This window comes from Citrobacter sp. On2M (assembly GCF_018035235.1).
Classification (GTDB): Bacteria; Pseudomonadota; Gammaproteobacteria; order Enterobacterales; family Enterobacteriaceae; genus Citrobacter; species Citrobacter meridianamericanus.
On sequence record NZ_WPCV01000005.1, the window covers coordinates 713454 to 733904 of the forward strand.

Sequence of the window (20451 nt, forward strand, 5' to 3'; positions counted from 1 at the left end):
GTCACCAATACGACTTTAACTGCCTTAAATCAAAAATTGTCTCATCAAGGTTAATTAAAATCCCTCTTCGTTAACATTTCTGCGCCCTACATGGCGCAACGTTCAGGATAAATTATGGAGCTGCTCTGCCCTGCCGGAAACCTCCCGGCGCTTAAGGCGGCCATCGAGAACGGCGCTGATGCTGTCTACATCGGGCTGAAAGATGATACCAATGCCCGTCATTTCGCCGGCCTTAATTTTACCGAGAAAAAATTGCAGGAAGCGGTGAATTTTGTCCATCAGCACCGCCGTAAGCTGCACATCGCGATTAACACCTTTGCGCATCCGGATGGTTACGCGCGCTGGCAACGTGCCGTGGATATGGCGGCGCAACTGGGTGCAGATGCGCTGATCCTCGCCGACCTCGCTATGCTTGAGTATGCCGCAGAGCGCTACCCGCATATTGAGCGCCATGTCTCTGTTCAGGCATCTGCAACCAATGAAGAGGCGATTAATTTCTACCATCGCAACTTTGACGTTGCCCGCGTGGTGCTGCCGCGCGTGCTGTCTATTCATCAGGTGAAGCAGCTCGCTCGCGTCACACCAGTTCCCCTGGAAGTGTTCGCCTTTGGCAGCCTGTGCATTATGGCGGAAGGCCGTTGCTATCTTTCGTCCTATCTGACAGGCGAATCTCCAAACACGGTTGGTGCCTGCTCTCCTGCTCGTTTTGTTCGCTGGCAGCAGACCCAACAAGGGCTGGAATCCCGCCTCAATGAAGTGCTGATCGATCGCTATCAGGACGGAGAAAACGCCGGTTATCCGACGCTGTGTAAAGGCCGCTATCTGGTTGATGGCGAGCGCTACCATGCGCTGGAAGAACCCACCAGCCTGAATACGCTGGAACTGCTGCCGGAACTGCTGGCGGCCAATATTGCTTCGGTAAAAATCGAAGGGCGTCAGCGTAGCCCGGCCTATGTCAGTCAGGTAGCGAAAGTGTGGCGTCAGGCAATCGACCGCTGTATGGCCGACCCGCAAAACTACGCCCCGCAGGACGCGTGGATGGAAACGCTCGGTTCAATGTCCGAAGGCACGCAAACCACGCTTGGCGCCTATCACCGTAAATGGCAGTGAGAGAAGCAATGAAATATTCCTTAGGGCCAGTGCTATGGTACTGGCCGAAAGAAACGCTGGAAGACTTTTATCAGCAGGCCGCTGTAAGCCAGGCCGACATTATCTACCTTGGCGAAGCGGTATGCAGTAAACGCCGCGCCACCAAAGTGGGCGACTGGCTGGATATGGCGAAATCACTCGCTGGCAGCGGTAAACAGGTGGTGCTGTCGACGCTGGCGCTGGTGCAAGCCTCCTCTGAGCTGGGAGAGCTGAAGCGCTATGTTGAAAACGGCGACTTCCTGCTGGAAGCCAGCGATCTCGGCGTAGTAAACATGTGCGCCGAGCGTAAGCTGCCGTTTGTCGCTGGGCATGCGCTCAACTGTTATAACGCGGTAACCCTGCGTTTGCTGCTCAATCAGGGCATGGTGCGCTGGTGTATGCCGGTAGAGTTATCCCGTGACTGGCTGGTGAACCTGCTCAACCAGTGTGATGAGCTGGGCATTCGCAATCAATTTGAAGTCGAGGTACTGAGCTACGGGCATCTGCCACTGGCGTACTCCGCCCGCTGCTTTACCGCACGCTCTGAAGATCGTCCAAAAGACGAATGTGAAACCTGCTGCATCAAATACCCGAACGGACGCGATGTGCTGTCGCAGGAGAATCAGCAGGTCTTTGTGCTCAACGGGATCCAGACCATGAGCGGTTATGTTTACAACCTCGGCAACGAGCTGACATCAATGCAGGGTCTGGTTGATATTGTGCGTCTGTCGCCCTCAGGCAGCGAAACGTTCGCCATGCTTGATGCGTTCCGCGCCAATGAAAATGGCGCGGCCCCATTACCGCTTGCCGCCCACAGTGACTGCAACGGCTACTGGAAGCGACTGGCGGGTCTGGAGCTGCAGGCGTAAAAAAGCTCACTTTGTTAACAACGGTAATCAAATTTTAATGCAGTATTAAAAGATTAACCGGTAACAAAGTGAGCCGTTATGACTGACAAAACTATTCCGTTCTCGGTGTTGGATCTGGCGCCGATCCCTGAAGGTTCTTCGGCGAAAGAGGCCTTCACGCACTCGCTTGATCTCGCCCGATTGGCCGAAAAGCGCGGCTACCACCGCTACTGGCTGGCAGAGCATCACAACATGACCGGCATCGCCAGCGCCGCAACTTCAGTGCTGATTGGCTATCTGGCAGCCAATACCACCACGCTGCATCTTGGTTCCGGCGGTGTTATGCTGCCTAATCATTCGCCGCTGGTGATCGCCGAGCAGTTCGGTACCTTGAATACGCTGTATCCGGGACGCATCGATCTTGGGCTTGGCCGCGCGCCGGGGAGCGATCAGCCAACGATGCGCGCACTGCGCCGCCATATGAGTGGTGATATCGATAACTTCCCACGCGACGTAGCTGAACTGTTGGACTGGTTCGACGCCCGCGCTCCTAACCCTCATGTGCGTCCGGTTCCCGGCTACGGCGAGCAGATCCCGGTCTGGTTATTAGGCTCCAGCCTGTACAGCGCACAGTTGGCAGCCCAGCTCGGCCTGCCGTTTGCCTTCGCCTCGCACTTTGCTCCGGATATGCTGCATCAGGCGCTGCATCTGTACCGCACCCAATTCAAACCCTCAGCGCGGCTGGCAAAACCGTACGCGATGGTGTGCATCAACATCATTGCCGCCGACAGCAATCGCGATGCCGAATTTCTTTTCACCTCAATGCAGCAAGCGTTTGTGAAACTACGTCGTGGCGAAACTGGCCAGCTACCGCCGCCGGTAGAGAATATGCATCAGCTGTGGTCCGCTTCTGAGCAATATGGCGTACAACAGGCGCTGAGCATGTCGCTCGTCGGCGATAAGGCGAAAGTCCGTCACGGCCTCGATGCCATTTTACGCGAAACCCAGGCTGATGAAATTATGGTTAACGGCCAGATTTTCGATCATCAGGCACGGCTACATTCGTTTGATTTGGCGATGCAGGTGAAAGAAGAATTGGCTGGGTAAGTTGTTGCCCTCTCCCGGTAGGGAGAGGGTGAAAAAAAGAGATTACTGATAGACCGGTAACAGATCCACGCTCGACAGAATATGGATAATCGCGTTGCCGATACCAAATACCAGGATTAGCGCAATCATCGGCTTGCCGCCCCAGACGCGGAATTTCGGGCTACCGAAACGCTCACGGGATTTACGTGCCAGCAGCGCCGGTACAATGGCGGCCCAGATGGTTGCCGCGAGTCCTGCATACCCAATGGCGTACAGGAAACCGTTCGGCCACAGCAAGCCACCCACAATTGGCGGGACAAACGTCAGCAATGCCGTTTTAAAACGCCCCATCGCCGAGTCATCAAAGCCAAACAGATCCGCCAGGTAGTCAAACAGACCGAGCGTAACGCCAAGGAATGAACTCGCCACTGCAAAGTTAGAGAACACCACTAACAGTAGATCAAGGCTGCGGCTGTTCAGTACGCCGCTCAGCGCCTGTACCAACACATCAATGTTACCGCCCTGCTGCGCAATACCGATAAACTCCGGACGTGGAATATTACCCATCGTTCCCAGCAACCATACAGTATACAGCACCAGCGCCAGCAGCGTGCCATACACCAGACATTTCACAATGGTCTTCGGATCTTTGCCGTAGTACTTCATCAGGCTAGGGACGTTACCGTGATAACCAAATGAGGCCAGGCAAAACGGCAGCGTCATCAGCAGGTACGGTGTATACGAAGCATTGCTTTGTGCCACATTAAACAGCGTAGTGGGCGTAACATGCCCCAGCAGACTACCAAAGGTCAGGAAAAAGGTAATCACCTTCGCGCCCAGCACAATCGCCGTCATGCGGCTAACCGCTTTGGTGCTTAACCACACCACAAATGCCACCAGCAGTGCAAAGCCAAGACCCGCCGCGCGCGCCGGAACATTCAGCGACATCTCGGAGAAAGTGTGATGCAGAATCGAGCCGCTCGCCGAAATATAGGCGTAGGTCAGGATATAGAGAACGAAGGCGATCGAGATGCCGTTCACCACGTTCCAACCTTTGCCCAGCAGATCTTTCGTGATGGTGTCAAAGCTGGAACCAATGCGGTAATTAAGGTTCGCTTCGAGGATCATCAGTCCGGAATGCAGCATACAGAACCAGGTGAAGATCAGCGCTGCCATTGACCAGAAAAACCACGCCCCGGACATGACCACTGGCAGAGAAAACATCCCCGCGCCAATAATGGTGCCGCCGATAATCACCACGCCGCCGAGCAGCGAAGGTGACGTTTGGGTGGTGGTTAGTGTTGCCATTTAGCCATCTCTCCAGTCATTTATATTGTGACTACATCTCAATGTGCTGCACTGTACCAGTACACGAGTACAAATGAAATAAAAAAAGCCCCGATTGTTGAGATCGGGGCTGTATATATTACTTTACGCAGTGAAACTTATGCGTCACCGCCGAAACGACGACGACCAGCGGAGTCATCACGACGCGGAGCAGAAGAATCGTCACGACGCGGACCACGGTTGCCTTCACGGCGTTCGCCGCTGAAACGACGACCATCGCCACGACCGCCTTCACGACGCTCACCGCTGAAATTACGACCTTCGCCACGACCACCTTCACGACGCTCGCCGCTGAATCGGCCACCGCCACGACGCTCACCACCGGTGTGCGGAACTGCATCGCCAACCAGCTGCATGTTCATCGGTTTGTTCAGGATGCGAGTACGGGTAAAGTGCTGCAGCACGTCGCCCGGCATACCTTTCGGCAGCTCGATGGTGGAGTGGGAAGCAAACAGCTTGATGTTACCGATGTAACGGCTGCTGATATCGCCTTCGTTAGCAATCGCGCCAACGATATGACGAACTTCAACACCGTCATCACGGCCCACTTCAATGCGGTACAGCTGCATATCGCCAACGTCACGACGTTCACGACGCGGACGATCTTCACCACCACGGTCATTACGCGGGCCACGATCGTTGCGGTCACGCGGACCACGATCGTCACGGTCGCGGAATTCGCGTTTCGGACGCATCGGTGCATCTGGCGGCAGGATCAGCGGACGTTCGCCCTGAGCCATTTTCAGCAGTGCGGCTGCCAGCGTTTCGATATCCAGCTCTTCTTCCGGCTGCATTTTCGCCAGCAGAGCACGGTACTGATCCAGATCGCTGCTTTCCAGCTGCTGCTGTACTTTAGCGGCGAATTTTTCCAGACGGCGTTTACCCAGCAGTTCTGCATTCGGCAGTTCTACTTCCGGAATCGTCAGCTTCATGGTGCGTTCGATGTTACGCAGCAGACGACGCTCACGGTTCTCAACGAACAGCAGCGCACGGCCAGCACGACCCGCACGACCAGTACGGCCGATACGGTGAACGTAAGACTCGGAATCCATCGGGATGTCGTAGTTAACAACCAGGCTGATACGCTCAACGTCCAGGCCACGGGCCGCAACGTCGGTTGCAATCAGAATGTCCAGACGGCCATCTTTCAGACGTTCCAGAGTCTGCTCACGCAGGGACTGGTTCATGTCGCCGTTCAGTGCAGCGCTGCTATAACCGCTACGCTCCAGCGCTTCTGCCACTTCCAGGGTCGCATTTTTGGTACGAACGAAGATAATCGCCGCATCAAAATCTTCTGCTTCCAGGAAACGCACCAGCGCTTCATTTTTACGCATGCCCCAGACAGTCCAGTAGCTCTGGCTGATGTCAGGACGTGTGGTAACGCTGGACTGAATGCGTACTTCCTGCGGCTCTTTCATAAAGCGGCGGGTAATACGACGAATCGCTTCCGGCATAGTCGCGGAGAACAGAGCGGTCTGATGACCTTCCGGGATCTGCGCCATGATGGTTTCAACGTCTTCGATGAAGCCCATACGCAGCATTTCGTCTGCTTCGTCCAGTACCAGACCGCTCAGTTTAGAGAGGTCCAGAGTCCCGCGCTTCAGGTGATCCAGCAGACGGCCCGGCGTACCGACGACGATCTGTGGTCCCTGACGCAGGGCACGTAATTGCACGTCATAACGCTGGCCGCCGTACAGGGCAACCACGTTCACGCCGCGCATGTGTTTAGAGAAATCCGTCATGGCTTCTGCAACCTGAACCGCCAGTTCGCGGGTCGGTGCCAGCACCAGAATCTGAGGTGCCTTCAGCTCAGGATCAAGATTGTTGAGCAGCGGTAAAGAGAACGCTGCAGTTTTGCCGCTACCCGTCTGGGCCATACCCAGAACATCGCGACCGCCCAGCAGATGCGGAATGCACTCTGCCTGGATTGGAGATGGTTTTTCGTAACCCAGATCGTTAAGGGCTTCAAGGATAGGAGCCTTCAGGCCCAGATCTGCAAAAGTGGTTTCGAATTCAGCCATGTAGTACGTGTGCCTCAAAATTAATGGCGGCCAGTCTACATAACTCATCATGAAATTGATCTGCAATTTTCATTGAAAAGTGTGAACCGGCTCAAAGTAGGTGTATTAACGAACAACAACGCCCTCACCCGTGAAGGTGATGGCAATCAAAAAAGATTACGGGCTGATGTGTACGTCAGCTATTGCTGGTCCGATTCTGCCAGGTCATCTTGGTCCTGGCCCAGGAGCGATAATTCCAACAATGCGTATCGGTGCTCAACAAAGTTATGCACGTTGTTAGCCACCGCCAGTTTGAACAATGCCGTAGCGTTGTCCAAATCCCCCAGACTTAGGTAGTACTTACCTAAATAGAAGTTGGTTTCACTGAGATGCTCAGCGAGCGAGGTGTTATCCGTTGCGTCCGCCTTCAGGCGTTCCATCAGCGTTGCTTCGCTAATGTTGCCCAGGTAGAACTCGACAATGTTCCATCCCCATTGCTCTTTATCCGATTTTTCAAAGCGTTGCTTTAACGCTTCTTTAGCCTGCTTCTCATCGAGCTTCTGCTCGGCGAGATAAAGCCACAGACTACGGAAAGGATCATTGGGATCGTCTTGATAAAACGCTAGCAGATCATCTTGCGCTAACTTGTCGCGACCGCCGTAATACAATGCGATACCGCGATTTAAGTGCGCGTAGTTGTAAGTTGGATCAAGCTCAAGTACAGAATCAAACGCTTCATAGGCAGCATCAAAATTGCCTGCCTGCGTTAAATATATACCTAAGTAATTGAATACTTCAGGCATATCTGGTCGGATTGCCAGCGCTTGTGAAAAATCATTCCGCGCTAGTGCCCTCAGACCGAGACTATCATACAACACTCCGCGCTCATATAAAAGCTGTGCGCGTTCGTCATCGGTTAAAGCCCGACTGGCAAGAATTTGTTCCATACGTGCCAGAATCACTTCCTGCTGCAAAGTCGGTTGCAATGGTACTGCGAGGACTTCACTCTTACGCCAGGCGGAATTACTGCATCCAGCCAGCGTGAGTGCTGTCGCAACGAAACACCAGCGCAAAAAAGGCTTCATTTCCCACTCCCGAAGACAACGATTGAATGAACGTCCAGGTTCCCCGGTTGCTAACAAGGCGTCCTGCCGGGTTAAAGGCCCTCCGCTTTCACGGAGGGCAATGGCAACCTTACTCGCCCTGTTGGCTTACCGGAGCTTCCGGTTCGCCTGCAGGTTGAGACTGCTCAGTTGCTTCTTTAATGCTCAGACGTACACGGCCCTGGCGATCAACTTCCAGAACTTTGACCGGTACTTCCTGGCCCATCTGCAGGTAATCGGTCACTTTCTCAACGCGCTTATCAGCGATCTGAGAGATGTGCACCAGACCTTCTTTACCGCCACCGATGGCAACGAACGCGCCAAAGTCAACGATACGGGTCACTTTACCATTGTAGATACGGCCTACTTCGATCTCTGCTGTGATCTCTTCGATACGACGGATAGCATATTTCGCTTTTTCGCCGTCGGTCGCAGCAATCTTCACGGTACCATCATCTTCGATTTCAATGGTGGTGCCGGTTTCTTCGGTCAGGGCACGGATAACAGAACCGCCTTTACCGATAACGTCTTTGATCTTGTCCGGGCTGATCTTGATGGTGTGGATACGCGGAGCAAATTCAGAGATATCGCCACGCGGTGCGTTGATCGCTTGTTCCATCACACCCAGGATGTGCAGACGCGCACCTTTAGCCTGGTTCAGAGCAACCTGCATGATCTCTTTGGTGATACCTTCAATTTTGATATCCATCTGCAGTGCAGAGATACCGTCGCGGGAACCCGCCACTTTGAAGTCCATATCGCCCAGGTGGTCTTCGTCGCCCAGGATGTCAGACAGCACAACATAGTTGTCGCCTTCTTTCACCAGACCCATCGCGATACCCGCAACGGCCGCTTTGATTGGCACGCCTGCGTCCATCAGCGCCAGGGAAGCGCCACATACGGAAGCCATGGAAGAAGAACCGTTAGATTCGGTGATTTCAGAAACCACACGCACGGTGTACGGGAATTTATCCAGTTCCGGCATTACTGCCAGCACGCCACGCTTCGCCAGACGACCGTGACCAATCTCACGACGCTTCGGAGAACCGACCATGCCGGTTTCACCTACGCAGTACGGAGGGAAGTTGTAGTGGAACAGGAAGTTGTCAGTACGCTCGCCCATCAGTTCGTCGAGGTTCTGCGCATCACGGGTGGTGCCCAGGGTCGCAGTAACCAGCGCCTGAGTTTCACCACGGGTGAACAGTGCGGAACCGTGGGTACGCGGCAGAACGCCAGTACGCACGTCCAGACCACGGATCATGTCTTTTTCACGGCCGTCGATACGCGGCTCGCCTGCCAGTACGCGGCTACGAACAACGTTTTTCTCGATAGCGTGCAGGATTTCACCCAGTTCGTTAGCGTCCAGGGTTTCGTCTTCAGCCACCAGAGTCGCGATGGTTTCAGATTTGATCACGTCAACCTGAGCGTAACGCTCTTGTTTGTCGGTGATGCGGTAAGCATCGCTCAGGCGAGCTTCTGCCAGTGCGGCAACGCGCGCGTTCAGCGCTTCGTTTACGGCTTCTGGCTGCCAGTCCCAACGCGGTTTGCCAGCTTCTTTCGCCAGCTCGTTGATCGCCTGAATAACAACCTGCTGCTGTTCGTGACCGAATACCACAGCGCCCAGCATCTGGTCTTCGCTCAGCAGTTCAGCTTCAGATTCAACCATCAGTACGGCAGCTTCTGTACCAGCAACCACCAGGTCCAGCTTGCTTTCTTTCAGTTCGTCCTGGGTCGGGTTCAGTACGTACTGGTCATTGATGTAACCAACACGTGCAGCACCGATCGGGCCGTTGAATGGGATGCCAGACAGAGTCAGTGCAGCAGATGCACCAATCATCGCCACGATGTCCGGGTTAACCTGCGGGTTAACAGAAACAACAGTCGCGATAACCTGAACTTCGTTAACGAAGCCTTCCGGGAACAGTGGACGAACCGGGCGGTCAATCAGACGCGCGATCAGGGTTTCGCCTTCACTCGGACGGCCCTCACGACGGAAGAAGCTACCCGGGATACGGCCAGCAGCGTAGGTACGCTCCTGATAGTTAACGGTCAGCGGGAAGAAATCCTGGCCTGGTTTCGCTTTTTTCTGGCCAACAACGGTAACGAATACCGCAGTGTCATCCATGCTAACCATAACAGCGGCAGTCGCCTGACGCGCCATCATGCCGGTTTCCAGCGTAACGGTATGCTGACCGTACTGGAATTTACGAACGATCGGATTAAGCAAAATAATATCCTTTCTCTATTTTTTGACGGCACATTTTTGCGCCATCGTTAATACCCGATCTTCTGCGCATCCTCGCGACTAATGACAACCCTAACCCATAAGCATGAGTAAAGCCTCTCATTAGCCGCGCGAACCTCTGCAACGGAAGATCATTCATAGCAACAATACATTAGTTTCCAGCGAATTGCTGCCATCTGCTGGAAAAAAGGGGCCATGAAGGCCCCCTCTTTCTGAAACTCGAAAGAATTAGCGACGCAGACCCAGACGCTCGATCAGCGCGGTGTAACGTGCAACATCTTTACGTTTCAGGTAGTCGAGCAGTTTACGACGCTGAGAAACCATGCGCAGCAGACCACGACGGCTGTGGTGATCTTTTTTGTGCTCTGCAAAGTGGCCCTGCAGGTGGTTAATCTGTGCAGTCAACAGAGCAACCTGAACATCGGTAGAACCGGTGTCGTTTGCATCACGACCAAACTCAGAAACGATTTTAGCGGTAGCTTCAGTACTTAGAGACATTTTAAAACTCCAAAGTGTTAAGAATGAAAGGATGCCGATCTCTAATTCAGCTATCCCAGTGTATACACTTTATCCTTCAAACTGACTCTGCGTTGGCTGCGTCCGCTCACCTCAGTCACTTACCTAAGTAAGCTCCTAAGGATTCTCAGACTTGCCGCCTTGATGCAGCTCAAATGATTTTGTGTATACGCCACGCACATTGTTAAACAATTTACGCGACGTTAAGCGGCAGTATTCTACTCGCAGCGCCCTTTTATCGCAAGACAGAGAGCGTTATGCCGGATATTCAACCACCAGGCGACGGGGGGCGACGCGACCTTCATCGTCGATCTCCCCCATGCCAATAAATTTACCGTCATCGCCTTCCGTCACACGCACCAGGCCTTCCAGCGGGGCACCTGTCGTACGTACCGGGTTACCATTTTTAAAGTAAACCGACGATGTTAAAGGCAAATTAACCACCGGATAGTCCGATGCCGGACTGTCCATTGGCATCAGCAAAGGATCAAGCAACTGCGCCGCCGGAATATTTTGCTGTTCGGCCTGTTCAGCCAGTTCACGCAAATGCTCCAGCGTGACCATACGATCCACCGGATACTTGCTGACCGTCAGACGACGCAGATACGTTACGTGTGCGCCGCAGCCCAGCTTCTCACCGAGATCGTCAACGATGGTGCGAATATAGGTGCCTTTGGAGCAGTGAACTTCCAGTTCCAGCTCGTTACCTTCGTGGCGAATAAACAACAGCTCATAGACGGTAATCGGTCGCGCTTCACGCGGAACTTCAATACCCTGACGCGCATATTCGTACAGCTTCTTACCCTGATACTTCAGCGCCGAATACATTGAGGGAATCTGCTCGATATCGCCGCGGAAAGTCTCCAGCGCACTTGCAAGCTGCTCAGCGGTGAAAGTTACCGGACGTTCCTGCACGATTTGCCCATCGGCATCAGAGGTATCAGTACGCTGACCCAGACGGGCAACCACACGATAGCGTTTATCAGAATCCAGCAAGTACTGTGAAAATTTCGTCGCTTCACCGAGGCAGATAGGCAGCATGCCTGTCGCCAGCGGATCCAGCGCGCCGGTATGTCCCGCGCGGTTGGCATTATAGATGCGCTTTACTTTTTGCAGTACGTCATTGCTGGACATGCCTTGCGGTTTGTCCAGCAGCAGAACACCGTGAATGTCGCGACCACGACGACGAGGACGACTCATCAGTCCTCCTTGCTGTCGTCCGCTGGGTTCACACGACGCTCATCGTCATGTTTCACCACGCTGGTCACCAGGTTGGACATGCGCATCCCTTCTACCAGCGAGTTGTCGTAGAAGAAGGTCAACTCAGGCACGATTCGCAGACGCATGGCTTTACCTAGCAGAGAGCGGATAAAACCAGAGGCTTCCTGCAGTGCCTTAATGCCGTTTTTCACGGCCGCTTCGTCCTGGTCGTTAAGGAAGGTCACGAACACTTTGGCATAGGCCAGATCACGGGACATCTCAACACCAGACACGGTAGTCATCATGCCCACGCGTGGGTCTTTGATTTCGCGTTGCAGGATGAGTGCGATTTCTTTCTGCATCTCCTGCGCGACACGCTGTGGGCGACCAAATTCTTTCGCCATAATAAATTCTCCAGAATAAAGACAAAAAAGGGGCAATAAGCCCCTTTTTAAATTTCTTGCCGGGTGGCGCTTCGCTTACCCGGCCTACGCTTATTCATCTTCTCAGGATTTTGGGCTGCAAGTTGCGGCCCAAAAGACGACGAAGATTATGCGATGGTACGTTTGATCTCGATGATCTCGAACACTTCGATCATATCGCCAACGCGAACATCGTTGTAGTTCTTAACGCCAATACCACATTCCATGCCGTTACGGACTTCGTTGACGTCATCTTTGAAGCGGCGCAGGGATTCCAGCTCGCCTTCATAGATAACCACGTTATCGCGCAGTACGCGGATTGGGTTGTGACGTTTAATCGTACCTTCGGTAACCATACAGCCTGCGATAGCGCCGAATTTCGGTGATTTGAACACATCACGAACTTCAGCCAGACCGATGATCTGCTGTTTCAGCTCCGGAGACAGCATGCCGCTCATCGCCGCTTTCACTTCGTCGATCAGATGATAGATGACGGAGTAATAACGCAGATCCAGGCTTTCAGATTCGATAACTTTGCGTGCAGAGGCATCAGCACGGACGTTGAAGCCAACCAGAATCGCGTTGGATGCCGCAGCCAGGGTCGCGTCGGTTTCGGTGATACCACCCACGCCGGAACCGATGATCTTCACTTTTACTTCGTCGGTAGACAGTTTCAGTAAAGAGTCGGAAATCGCTTCGACAGAACCCTGCACGTCGGCTTTCAGGACGATGTTCACTTCGTGAACTTCACCATCAGTCATGTTAGCGAACATGTTTTCAAGTTTAGATTTCTGCTGACGAGCCAGTTTAACTTCACGGAATTTGCCCTGACGATACAGTGCAACTTCACGGGCTTTCTTCTCGTCACGAACCACGGTGACTTCGTCACCGGCCGCCGGAACACCGGACAGACCGAGGATTTCCACCGGAATGGACGGACCTGCTTCCAGGACTTCCTGACCCAATTCGTTACGCATCGCACGAACGCGACCGTATTCAAAACCACAGAGTACGATGTCGCCTTTGTGCAGCGTACCTTCACGCACCAGTACGGTAGCAACCGGACCACGACCTTTATCCAGGAAGGATTCGATAACCGCACCGCTCGCCATACCCTTACGGACAGCCTTCAGTTCCAGAACTTCAGCCTGCAGCAGAATAGCATCCAGCAGCTCATCGATACCGGTACCCGCTTTCGCAGAAACGTGGACGAACTGGCTCTCGCCGCCCCACTCTTCCGGCATGATGCCGTACTGGGACAGTTCGTTTTTAACGCGATCAGGATCCGCTTCTGGTTTATCGATCTTGTTGACTGCAACCACTACCGGCACACCTGCCGCTTTCGCGTGCTGGATTGCTTCGATAGTCTGCGGCATCACGCCGTCGTCTGCTGCAACAACCAGAACAACGATATCCGTTGCCTGAGCACCACGAGCACGCATGGAGGTAAACGCGGCGTGACCCGGAGTATCCAGGAAGGTGATCATACCGTTGTCAGTTTCAACGTGGTACGCACCGATGTGCTGAGTGATGCCGCCTGCTTCGCCAGAGGCCACTTTCGTAGAACGAATGTAGTCCAGCAGAGACGTTTTACCGTGGTCAACGTGACCCATGATGGTGACTACCGGTGCGCGCGGTTCAGCCGCTGCGCCGGTGTCACGGTCGCTCATTACTGCTTCTTCCAGCTCGTTTTCACGACGCAGGATAACTTTATGGCCCATCTCTTCGGCAACCAGCTGTGCGGTTTCCTGGTCGATGACCTGGTTGATGGTCGCCATTGCACCCAGTTTCATCATCGCTTTGATGACCTGAGAGCCTTTAACTGCCATCTTGTTCGCCAGATCGCCAACGGTGATGGTTTCGCCGATCACAACGTCACGGTTAACGGCCTGAGCCGGCTTCTGGAAGCCCTGCTGCAGAGCGGAACCTTTACGCTGCTTACCGCCTTTACCACCGCGAACCGCTGCACGCGCTTCTTCACGGTCAGCTTTAGATTCAGCGTGTTTGTTGCCTTTTTTCGCCGGACGCGCGGCTTTCGCGCTGCGAGTACGACCACGACCGCCTTCAACTTCACGATCGTTCTCGTCTTCAGCCTGGCGAGCATGCTGGGAAGTGGTGACGTGATAATCGCTGGTATCTTCAACAGGTTCAGCGTTATTCACACCATTTTTCTCGTTTTCTTCCGCCATACGGCGAGCTTCTTCCGCTACGCGGCGCGCTTCTTCTTCAAGCTTGCGACGTGCTTCTTCTTCCGCTTTACGCTTCAGTTCAGCGGCTTCATTTTCACGGCGGGCTTTTTCGGCCTGGGCGGTTTTAGTCATATCGTCGGTCTGTTGATTGCTCACTTTGTCTTTTTCCGCAGCTTCACGTTTCGCTTTATCAGCGGCTTCACGCTTAGCTTGTTCTGCGGCCTCACGTTCGGCTTTTTGTTGCGCCTCGCGTTTGGCAGCTTCTTCTGCCTCACGACGGGCTTGCTCTTCCGCTTCACGCTGCGCCTGCTCTTCCGCGGCCAGGCGTTCAGCCTCTTGCGGATCGCGTTTCACAAAGGTGCGTGTCTTGCGGACTTCGATTTGTACCGATTTGCTTTTCCCACCGGTACCTGGAATATTGAGAGTACTGCGCGTTTTACGCTGCAATGTCAACTTATCCGGCGCTGAGCCGTTTTCACGGTTCAGGTGCGCCAGTAAGGTTTGTTTCTCTTGTGCGGATACAGAGTCGTCAGCAGACTTCGGGATACCTGCATCAGCAAATTGCTGTACCAGGCGATCCACGGAGGTCTGTATCTCTGCAGCCAGCGTTTTTACGGTTACATCTGTCATACTGTTCCTTCCTGCTACAGTTTATTACGCTTCGTCGCCGAACCAGCAAATATTACGGGCAGCCATAATCAGCTCACCGGCTTTTTCGTCGGTCAACCCTTCGATATCAGCCAGATCATCAATGCCCTGTTCAGCGAGATCTTCCAGCGTACAAACACCACGGGCAGCCAGTTTGAAGGCCATCTCACGATCCAATCCTTCCAGATTCAGCAGATCGTCAGCCGGTTTGTTATCACCGAGGCTTTCTTCCTGGGCCAGTGCCAGAGTGGTCAGTGCGTTTTTAGCACGCTCGCGCAGCGCTTCAACGGTCTGTTCATCCAGGCCGTCAATTTCCAGCAGCTCTTTCATTGGCACGTAGGCCAGTTCTTCCAGCGTCGCAAAACCTTCTTCCACCAGAACTGTCGCGAAATCTTCATCGATATCGAGATATTTGGTGAAGGTGTCAATGGCTGCATGTGCTTCAGCCTGATGCTTCGCCTGCAGGTCATCAACGGTCATCACGTTGAGTTCCCAACCGCTCAGTTGTGAAGCCAGGCGGACGTTCTGACCATTACGTCCAATCGCCTGCGCCAGGTTACCGGCTTCAACCGCGATATCCATGGTGTGTTTGTCTTCATCCACCACGATAGAAGCGACGTCTGCTGGTGCCATTGCGTTAATCACGAACTGCGCCGGGTTATCATCCCACAGGACGATATCAATACGCTCGCCACCCAGTTCGGTAGAAACCGCCTGAACGCGCGCACCGCGCATACCCACACACGCACCGACCGGATCAATACGCTTGTCGTTGGTCTTAACGGCGATTTTCGCACGCGATCCAGGATCGCGGGCTGCCGCTTTAATTTCGATCACTTCTTCGCCAATTTCCGGCACTTCGATGCGGAACAGTTCAACCAGCATTTCCGGTTTGGAACGGGTTACGAACAGTTGCGCACCGCGCGCTTCCGGGCGTACAGAGTACAGAACGCCACGAATACGGTCACCTGGACGGAAGTTTTCACGCGGCAGCATGTCTTCACGCAGGATCACGGCTTCAGCATTGCTGCCCAGATCCAGAGAAATGTTGTCGCGGTTTACTTTCTTCACCACGCCAGTAACGATTTCGCCTTCGTGCTCGCGGAATTGATCAACAACCATTGCACGTTCAGCTTCACGTACTTTCTGTACGATAACCTGTTTCGCGGTCTGGGTGGTGATACGGTCAAAGGTGACAGACTCAATCTGATCTTCAACATATTCGCCCACGTTCAGACTTTCGTCTTCGAAACGTGCTGCTTCCAGCGTAATTTCTTTAGTCGGCTGAGTAACTTCTTCTACGATTACCCAACGACGGAAGGTATCGAAATCACCGCTTTTACGATCGATTTCTACGCGAACGTCGATCTCTTGCTCATATTTTTTCTTTGTTGCTGTAGCCAGCGCACTTTCCAGCGCTTCAAAAATTTTCTCGCGTGGCAGCGCTTTTTCGTTGGATACGGCTTCAACAACAGCCAAAATTTCTTTGTTCATCGCGGGCTTTTCACCTCAATCCAGACTGTTAAAAGTGGGGAACCAGGTTCGCCTTCTGGATATTACTCAGCGCGAACACTTCATCTTTACCGTCGACTGTGACCGTGATCATCTCACCGTCCACCGCTTTGATAACGCCCTGCCATTTACGGCGGTTTTGTACAGCCATACGAAGAACCAGCGTGACTTCTTCACCCAGGAAACGCACGTAGTGTTCAGCGGTGAACAAAGGACGGTCGAGACCCGGAGAGGAGACTTCCAGGTTATAGGCAACGGTGATCGGGTCTTCGACATCCATCACGGCGCTTACCTGATGGCTCACATCAGCACAATCATCAACATTGATGCCATCTTCACTATCAATATAGATGCGCAGTGTGGATGTGCGACCGCGAATAAATTCGATGCCGACTAGTTCGTAGCCCAGAGCTTCAACTGGCGCTGTAATCATCTCTGTTAATTTTTGCTCTAATGTGGACAAGCCCACCCCCAAGACATAAAAAAAGGGCCTAAAGCCCAGTTATTCTGTAGTCAGATAACAAAAAACCCCGATAAATCGGGGCTTTAGATAACTGAACCCTATAACCGCACCTGCGGTTCGGAGAACCTTCCGAAAGAATTTTTTTCAAATCCAGCTACGAAGGCCTAAGTCTTCACAGTATATTTGAAAAAGAACTCTAAGGGAAAGTGGTTGCGGGGGCCGGATTTGAACCGACGACCTTCGGGTTATGAGCCCGACGAGCTACCAGGCTGCTCCACCCCGCGCCTGAAACGTGGCAAATTTTACGCGTTTTGGGTAAAAAATGCAAATACTGCTGGGATTTGGTACCGAGGACGGGACGTAAAATCTGCGCACAGTATATTGATTCACTATGCGGTATGTCAACCTTGTTACGACTATGCAAATCAATGAATGCTGGCCCGCGGATGTTCAGCAAGATAAATATGCTATCCACGCCGTTATTTAACGAAATTATCACTAAACTCTTCCTGTCACCCAGAAAAGATGATTAAATGAAAACTCATTTATTTTGCATAAAAATGCAATCAGTATAATAAGCCGACCTCTTCACCAGTCTATCAAGCAGGGTTTTATTTTATGACGACGATTCTCAAGCATCTCCCGGTAGGTCAACGTATTGGTATCGCTTTTTCCGGCGGCCTGGACACCAGTGCAGCACTGCTGTGGATGCGACAAAAAGGGGCTGTCCCATATGCATATACTGCGAATTTGGGCCAGCCAGATGAGGATGACTATGACGCCATCCCTCGCCGTGCAATGGAATATGGTGCTGAGAATGCTCGCCTGGTAGATTGCCGTAAGCAGCTGGTTGCCGAAGGGATCGCAGCCATTCAGTGCGGTGCATTCCACAATACCACCGGCGGACTAACCTATTTCAATACCACTCCGCTGGGCCGTGCAGTCACTGGCACCATGCTGGTTGCTGCCATGAAAGAAGATGGCGTAAATATCTGGGGTGACGGCAGCACCTATAAAGGGAACGATATTGAACGTTTCTATCGTTACGGTCTGCTGACCAACGCCGAACTGCAGATTTACAAACCATGGCTGGATACCGACTTCATCGACGAACTCGGTGGTCGCCATGAGATGTCTGAATTTATGATTGCCTGTGGTTTCGACTACAAAATGTCCGTTGAGAAAGCGTACTCCACAGACTCCAATATGCTCGGCGCGACCCACGAAGCTAAAGATCTCGAGTTCCTGAACTCCAGCGTCAAAATCGTCAATCCGATTATGGGCGTGAAATTCTGGGATGAGAGCGTGAAGATCCCAGCAGAAGAAGTTACCGTACGTTTTGAGCAGGGTCATCCGGTTGCACTGAACGGTAAAACCTTCAGCGACGACGTTGAGATGATGCTGGAAGCCAACCGTATCGGTGGCCGTCACGGTCTGGGTATGAGCGATCAGATTGAAAACCGTATTATTGAAGCGAAGAGCCGCGGCATTTACGAAGCCCCGGGGATGGCGTTGCTGCATATCGCCTACGAGCGTCTGCTGACCGGTATTCACAACGAAGACACCATCGAGCAGTATCACGCGCACGGTCGCCAGTTGGGTCGTCTGTTGTATCAGGGCCGCTGGTTCGACTCTCAGGCGCTGATGCTACGTGATGGTCTACAGCGTTGGGTTGCCAGCCAGATTACGGGTGAAGTTACGCTGGAACTGCGTCGCGGTAATGACTACTCAATCCTCAACACCGTGTCAGACAATCTGACTTACAAACCAGAACGTCTGACCATGGAAAAAGGCGATTCGGTATTCTCTCCGGACGATCGTATCGGTCAGTTGACCATGCGTAATCTGGATATCACCGATACCCGCGAGAAGCTGTTCGGCTACGCGCAGTCTGGCCTGCTCACCGCCTCTTCCGCAACCGGTCTGCCGCAGGTTGAGAATCTGGAAAACAAAGCGAAATAAACATTCATCATCTTAAGGCCGCGAAAGCGGCCTTTTTTATGCGCGGAATATGAGAGATATGGCTTGTAATAATGTCGGATGGCGGCGTAAACGCCTTATCAGGCCTACAGCACAGCTACAAATGACAGACGAAAAAAAAGACGCTTTTCAGCGTCTTTTTTTCGGAATTTGGTACCGAGGATGGGACTCGAACCCACAAGCCCGTTAGGGCACTACCACCTCAAGGTAGCGTGTCTACCAATTCCACCACCTCGGTACAGAATACTTAGCGTGGGATGTCGCTGGTCGGCTGAGCCGGAGCAGCTGGCTGAGTTTGCTCGGTTTTCACCGGTGCGCTCAGATTTTCCCACTCACTTCCTTTATTGGTCTTGTTGCTGTTCATGTTACCCAGCACCAGACTGATAATGAAGAACAAGGTTCCTAATACAGCTGTCATACGGGTCATGAAGTTACCAGAACCACTTGAACCAAACAGAGTACCAGAAGCGCCTGCGCCAAAAGAGGCTCCCATATCAGCGCCTTTGCCTTGCTGCAGCATGATCAAGCCTACCAGGCCAATTGCCACAATAAGGAAAACTACTAAAAGAGCTTCGTGCATAATCAACCTGTTCCTTGCGGAGTTGCCGCGTACAATGCTTCGACCATTAAAGCGGGAATATTTACTGTTTCCCACTGAAGCGGGTGTGAATACTAACCAAAGCGAATAACCTTCGCAAGGGCAATTTGTTAGCATTGTATCAACTGCGGAAAAAATCGCCACATCAATCAAAAACGCAGCAACTTCTCCCAGCATCTCTGCATGACGGCACGTTGATCGTCAAGATTCGCCCATACCACAACGGGGATTTCACAAATCAGATCTGCGTTTTCCGGCCAGCAATGAATAATTTGCTGATTCACCAGCTCCTCCGCCACCATCGACTCGGGTAACCATGCCATCCCCATATGGCGTAGAACCATTTCTCGTATTGTTTCGCTTAAACCACTCTCAAACACTTTTTTCAGACGTGGGCGAACACGCTGTTCAGCTGGCTCAATAATGCGTCTGACAAAGGTGTAATCGCTGTAGCAAAGCCACGGGATCGGTGCATGCAGATCGTTAAGCACATTAGCAAGTTGCGCAGAAATAACCGGTATAAATCGCTCATATCGCCATAGCGAACGCTTTAATCCTCCGGCGATCTCCAGCCCCGGCTGCGCAGACGGCAAATCATATGTCACCAGCAGATCGATTTGCCGGTCTATCAGGGCGTTAAAGTGGTTGTCTATCCCCTGAATGCTGGCATTTACCGTGAAATTTAACTGCGGTTCACTTTGTCGCAGATAGTTGATCATATCCGGCAAGATATTCACCGACAGCGTATGCAGGCTAACCATTACCAGCGTATTGTCCGTTGCTGGCATCATCGCCGCCAGCTCGTGGCGCGCCTCTGTTAACGTGCTGAGGACGTGCCGGGCATACGGTTCAAAGCGCTCACCATAATGCGTCAGCGTAACGGGAGTCGTGGTCCGGTCAAACAATGGCACCCCCAACACCTCTTCCAGCGCCTTTATACGGCGACTGAGCGCTGGTTGAGTAATATGCCGCTGCGCTGCGGCCTGAGAGTAGTTTCCATGCTGACTCAATGCCAGAAAATCTTCCAGCCACTTACAATCCACGTTGAACTCTCCACCATGCCATAACCGCATCCTCCAATAACAAATCGGTAATAGTCATAGTTATAGTAATGGCTTTATGGTGGGCATCATAACAACAATATTCCGTTTCACCTGCCGACTCTC

The 20451-nt window shown here is 52.8% G+C and carries 17 protein-coding genes and 2 tRNA genes; 4 read left to right on the forward strand and 15 right to left on the reverse strand.

From position 1 onward, the window contains the following. Window positions 1-114 precede the first annotated feature (114 nt). The 3 genes from On2M_RS21330 (at window position 115) to On2M_RS21340 (ending at window position 3083) form a co-directional block, all read left to right on the forward strand. Entirely contained in the window at window positions 115-1110 is a 996-nt protein-coding gene (locus On2M_RS21330) for a peptidase U32 family protein (protein ID WP_151224409.1), read from the forward strand. Beyond that, on the forward strand, window positions 1101-1997 hold the full coding sequence (locus On2M_RS21335; protein WP_151217850.1) for a U32 family peptidase: 897 nt from the start codon (window positions 1101-1103) through the stop codon (window positions 1995-1997). The genes On2M_RS21330 and On2M_RS21335 overlap by 10 nt, the downstream gene beginning before the upstream one ends. A gap of 78 nt (window positions 1998-2075) precedes the next feature. Continuing rightward, complete coding sequence (locus On2M_RS21340) at window positions 2076-3083, forward strand: luciferase-like monooxygenase (RefSeq protein WP_210905438.1); 1008 nt, start codon at window positions 2076-2078, stop codon at window positions 3081-3083. Window positions 3084-3125: 42 nt separating this feature from the next. On the opposite strand, the gene mtr is transcribed toward On2M_RS21340, so the two are convergent. The 12 genes from mtr to On2M_RS21400 all read right to left on the reverse strand — a co-directional run bounded on the left by mtr (window position 3126) and on the right by On2M_RS21400 (window position 16991). Continuing rightward, window positions 3126-4370, reverse strand: a complete 1245-nt coding sequence (gene mtr, locus On2M_RS21345; protein ID WP_151217852.1) for a tryptophan permease — start codon at window positions 4368-4370, stop codon at window positions 3126-3128. A 137-nt stretch (window positions 4371-4507) separates the two neighbouring features. Beyond that, window positions 4508-6430: an ATP-dependent RNA helicase DeaD gene (gene deaD / locus On2M_RS21350; protein WP_061068683.1), complete on the reverse strand. Its 1923-nt coding sequence runs from the start codon at window positions 6428-6430 to the stop codon at window positions 4508-4510. After that, entirely contained in the window at window positions 6423-6503 is an 81-nt protein-coding gene (gene yrbN, locus On2M_RS21355) for a protein YrbN (RefSeq protein WP_010723222.1), read from the reverse strand. The genes deaD and yrbN overlap by 8 nt, the downstream gene beginning before the upstream one ends. A 106-nt stretch (window positions 6504-6609) precedes the next feature. Then, window positions 6610-7494 carry a lipoprotein NlpI gene (gene nlpI / locus On2M_RS21360; RefSeq protein ID WP_003024982.1) on the reverse strand — a complete coding sequence of 295 codons (885 nt, stop codon included), beginning with the start codon at window positions 7492-7494 and terminating at the stop codon, window positions 6610-6612. A gap of 109 nt (window positions 7495-7603) precedes the next feature. After that, window positions 7604-9739: a polyribonucleotide nucleotidyltransferase gene (gene pnp, locus On2M_RS21365; protein WP_005131812.1), complete on the reverse strand. Its 2136-nt coding sequence runs from the start codon at window positions 9737-9739 to the stop codon at window positions 7604-7606. A gap of 246 nt (window positions 9740-9985) precedes the next feature. Beyond that, window positions 9986-10255 (reverse strand): 30S ribosomal protein S15, encoded by a 270-nt coding sequence (gene rpsO, locus On2M_RS21370; RefSeq protein WP_000059465.1) that lies wholly within the window; start codon window positions 10253-10255, stop codon window positions 9986-9988. Window positions 10256-10528: 273 nt separating this feature from the next. Further along, window positions 10529-11473, reverse strand: a complete 945-nt coding sequence (truB, locus tag On2M_RS21375) for a tRNA pseudouridine(55) synthase TruB (RefSeq protein ID WP_151217853.1) — start codon at window positions 11471-11473, stop codon at window positions 10529-10531. Further along, window positions 11473-11877: a 30S ribosome-binding factor RbfA gene (gene rbfA / locus On2M_RS21380; RefSeq protein ID WP_003024988.1), complete on the reverse strand. Its 405-nt coding sequence runs from the start codon at window positions 11875-11877 to the stop codon at window positions 11473-11475. The genes truB and rbfA overlap by 1 nt, the downstream gene beginning before the upstream one ends. A gap of 146 nt (window positions 11878-12023) precedes the next feature. Then, the gene (gene infB / locus On2M_RS21385) at window positions 12024-14714 is read right to left on the reverse strand and encodes a translation initiation factor IF-2 (RefSeq protein ID WP_151217854.1); all 2691 of its coding nucleotides are present in this window, start codon (window positions 14712-14714) and stop codon (window positions 12024-12026) included. A gap of 24 nt (window positions 14715-14738) precedes the next feature. Continuing rightward, window positions 14739-16226 carry a transcription termination factor NusA gene (gene nusA / locus On2M_RS21390; protein WP_043017784.1) on the reverse strand — a complete coding sequence of 496 codons (1488 nt, stop codon included), beginning with the start codon at window positions 16224-16226 and terminating at the stop codon, window positions 14739-14741. 28 nt (window positions 16227-16254) lie between these two features. Beyond that, window positions 16255-16707, reverse strand: coding sequence for a ribosome maturation factor RimP (rimP, locus tag On2M_RS21395; protein WP_061068860.1), 453 nt, complete (start codon window positions 16705-16707; stop codon window positions 16255-16257). Between the two features lie 207 nt (window positions 16708-16914). Beyond that, window positions 16915-16991: transfer RNA gene (locus On2M_RS21400), tRNA-Met, on the reverse strand. Window positions 16992-17325: 334 nt separating this feature from the next. Here On2M_RS21400 and argG point away from each other — a divergent pair. After that, window positions 17326-18669 (forward strand): argininosuccinate synthase, encoded by a 1344-nt coding sequence (argG, locus tag On2M_RS21405; protein WP_005131837.1) that lies wholly within the window; start codon window positions 17326-17328, stop codon window positions 18667-18669. Window positions 18670-18838: 169 nt separating this feature from the next. On the opposite strand, the gene On2M_RS21410 is transcribed toward argG, so the two are convergent. From On2M_RS21410 to On2M_RS21420, 3 genes are all read right to left on the reverse strand, one after another. Next, a tRNA-Leu gene (locus tag On2M_RS21410) sits at window positions 18839-18925 on the reverse strand. A gap of 9 nt (window positions 18926-18934) precedes the next feature. Continuing rightward, a complete protein-coding gene (gene secG / locus On2M_RS21415; RefSeq protein ID WP_151217855.1) occupies window positions 18935-19267 on the reverse strand; it encodes a preprotein translocase subunit SecG in 333 nt (110 codons plus the stop codon). Window positions 19268-19434: 167 nt separating this feature from the next. After that, the gene (locus tag On2M_RS21420) at window positions 19435-20328 is read right to left on the reverse strand and encodes a LysR family transcriptional regulator (RefSeq protein ID WP_151217856.1); all 894 of its coding nucleotides are present in this window, start codon (window positions 20326-20328) and stop codon (window positions 19435-19437) included. Between the last annotated feature and the right edge of the window lie 123 nt (window positions 20329-20451).

What these genes read in the sequence shown, in the direction of transcription:
- On2M_RS21330 (WP_151224409.1), top strand. Translation starts at nt 115, where the DNA reads ATGGAGCTGCTCTGCCCTGCCGGAAACCTCCCGGCGCTTAAGGCGGCC.
- On2M_RS21335 (WP_151217850.1), top strand. Translation starts at nt 1,101, where the DNA reads ATGGCAGTGAGAGAAGCAATGAAATATTCCTTAGGGCCAGTGCTATGG.
- On2M_RS21340 (WP_210905438.1), top strand. Translation starts at nt 2,076, where the DNA reads ATGACTGACAAAACTATTCCGTTCTCGGTGTTGGATCTGGCGCCGATC.
- mtr (WP_151217852.1), bottom strand. Translation starts at nt 4,370, where the DNA reads ATGGCAACACTAACCACCACCCAAACGTCACCTTCGCTGCTCGGCGGC.
- deaD (WP_061068683.1), bottom strand. Translation starts at nt 6,430, where the DNA reads ATGGCTGAATTCGAAACCACTTTTGCAGATCTGGGCCTGAAGGCTCCT.
- yrbN (WP_010723222.1), bottom strand. Translation starts at nt 6,503, where the DNA reads ATGAAAATTGCAGATCAATTTCATGATGAGTTATGTAGACTGGCCGCC.
- nlpI (WP_003024982.1), bottom strand. Translation starts at nt 7,494, where the DNA reads ATGAAGCCTTTTTTGCGCTGGTGTTTCGTTGCGACAGCACTCACGCTG.
- rpsO (WP_000059465.1), bottom strand. Translation starts at nt 10,255, where the DNA reads ATGTCTCTAAGTACTGAAGCTACCGCTAAAATCGTTTCTGAGTTTGGT.
- truB (WP_151217853.1), bottom strand. Translation starts at nt 11,473, where the DNA reads ATGAGTCGTCCTCGTCGTCGTGGTCGCGACATTCACGGTGTTCTGCTG.
- rbfA (WP_003024988.1), bottom strand. Translation starts at nt 11,877, where the DNA reads ATGGCGAAAGAATTTGGTCGCCCACAGCGTGTCGCGCAGGAGATGCAG.
- infB (WP_151217854.1), bottom strand. Translation starts at nt 14,714, where the DNA reads ATGACAGATGTAACCGTAAAAACGCTGGCTGCAGAGATACAGACCTCC.
- nusA (WP_043017784.1), bottom strand. Translation starts at nt 16,226, where the DNA reads ATGAACAAAGAAATTTTGGCTGTTGTTGAAGCCGTATCCAACGAAAAA.
- argG (WP_005131837.1), top strand. Translation starts at nt 17,326, where the DNA reads ATGACGACGATTCTCAAGCATCTCCCGGTAGGTCAACGTATTGGTATC.
- secG (WP_151217855.1), bottom strand. Translation starts at nt 19,267, where the DNA reads ATGCACGAAGCTCTTTTAGTAGTTTTCCTTATTGTGGCAATTGGCCTG.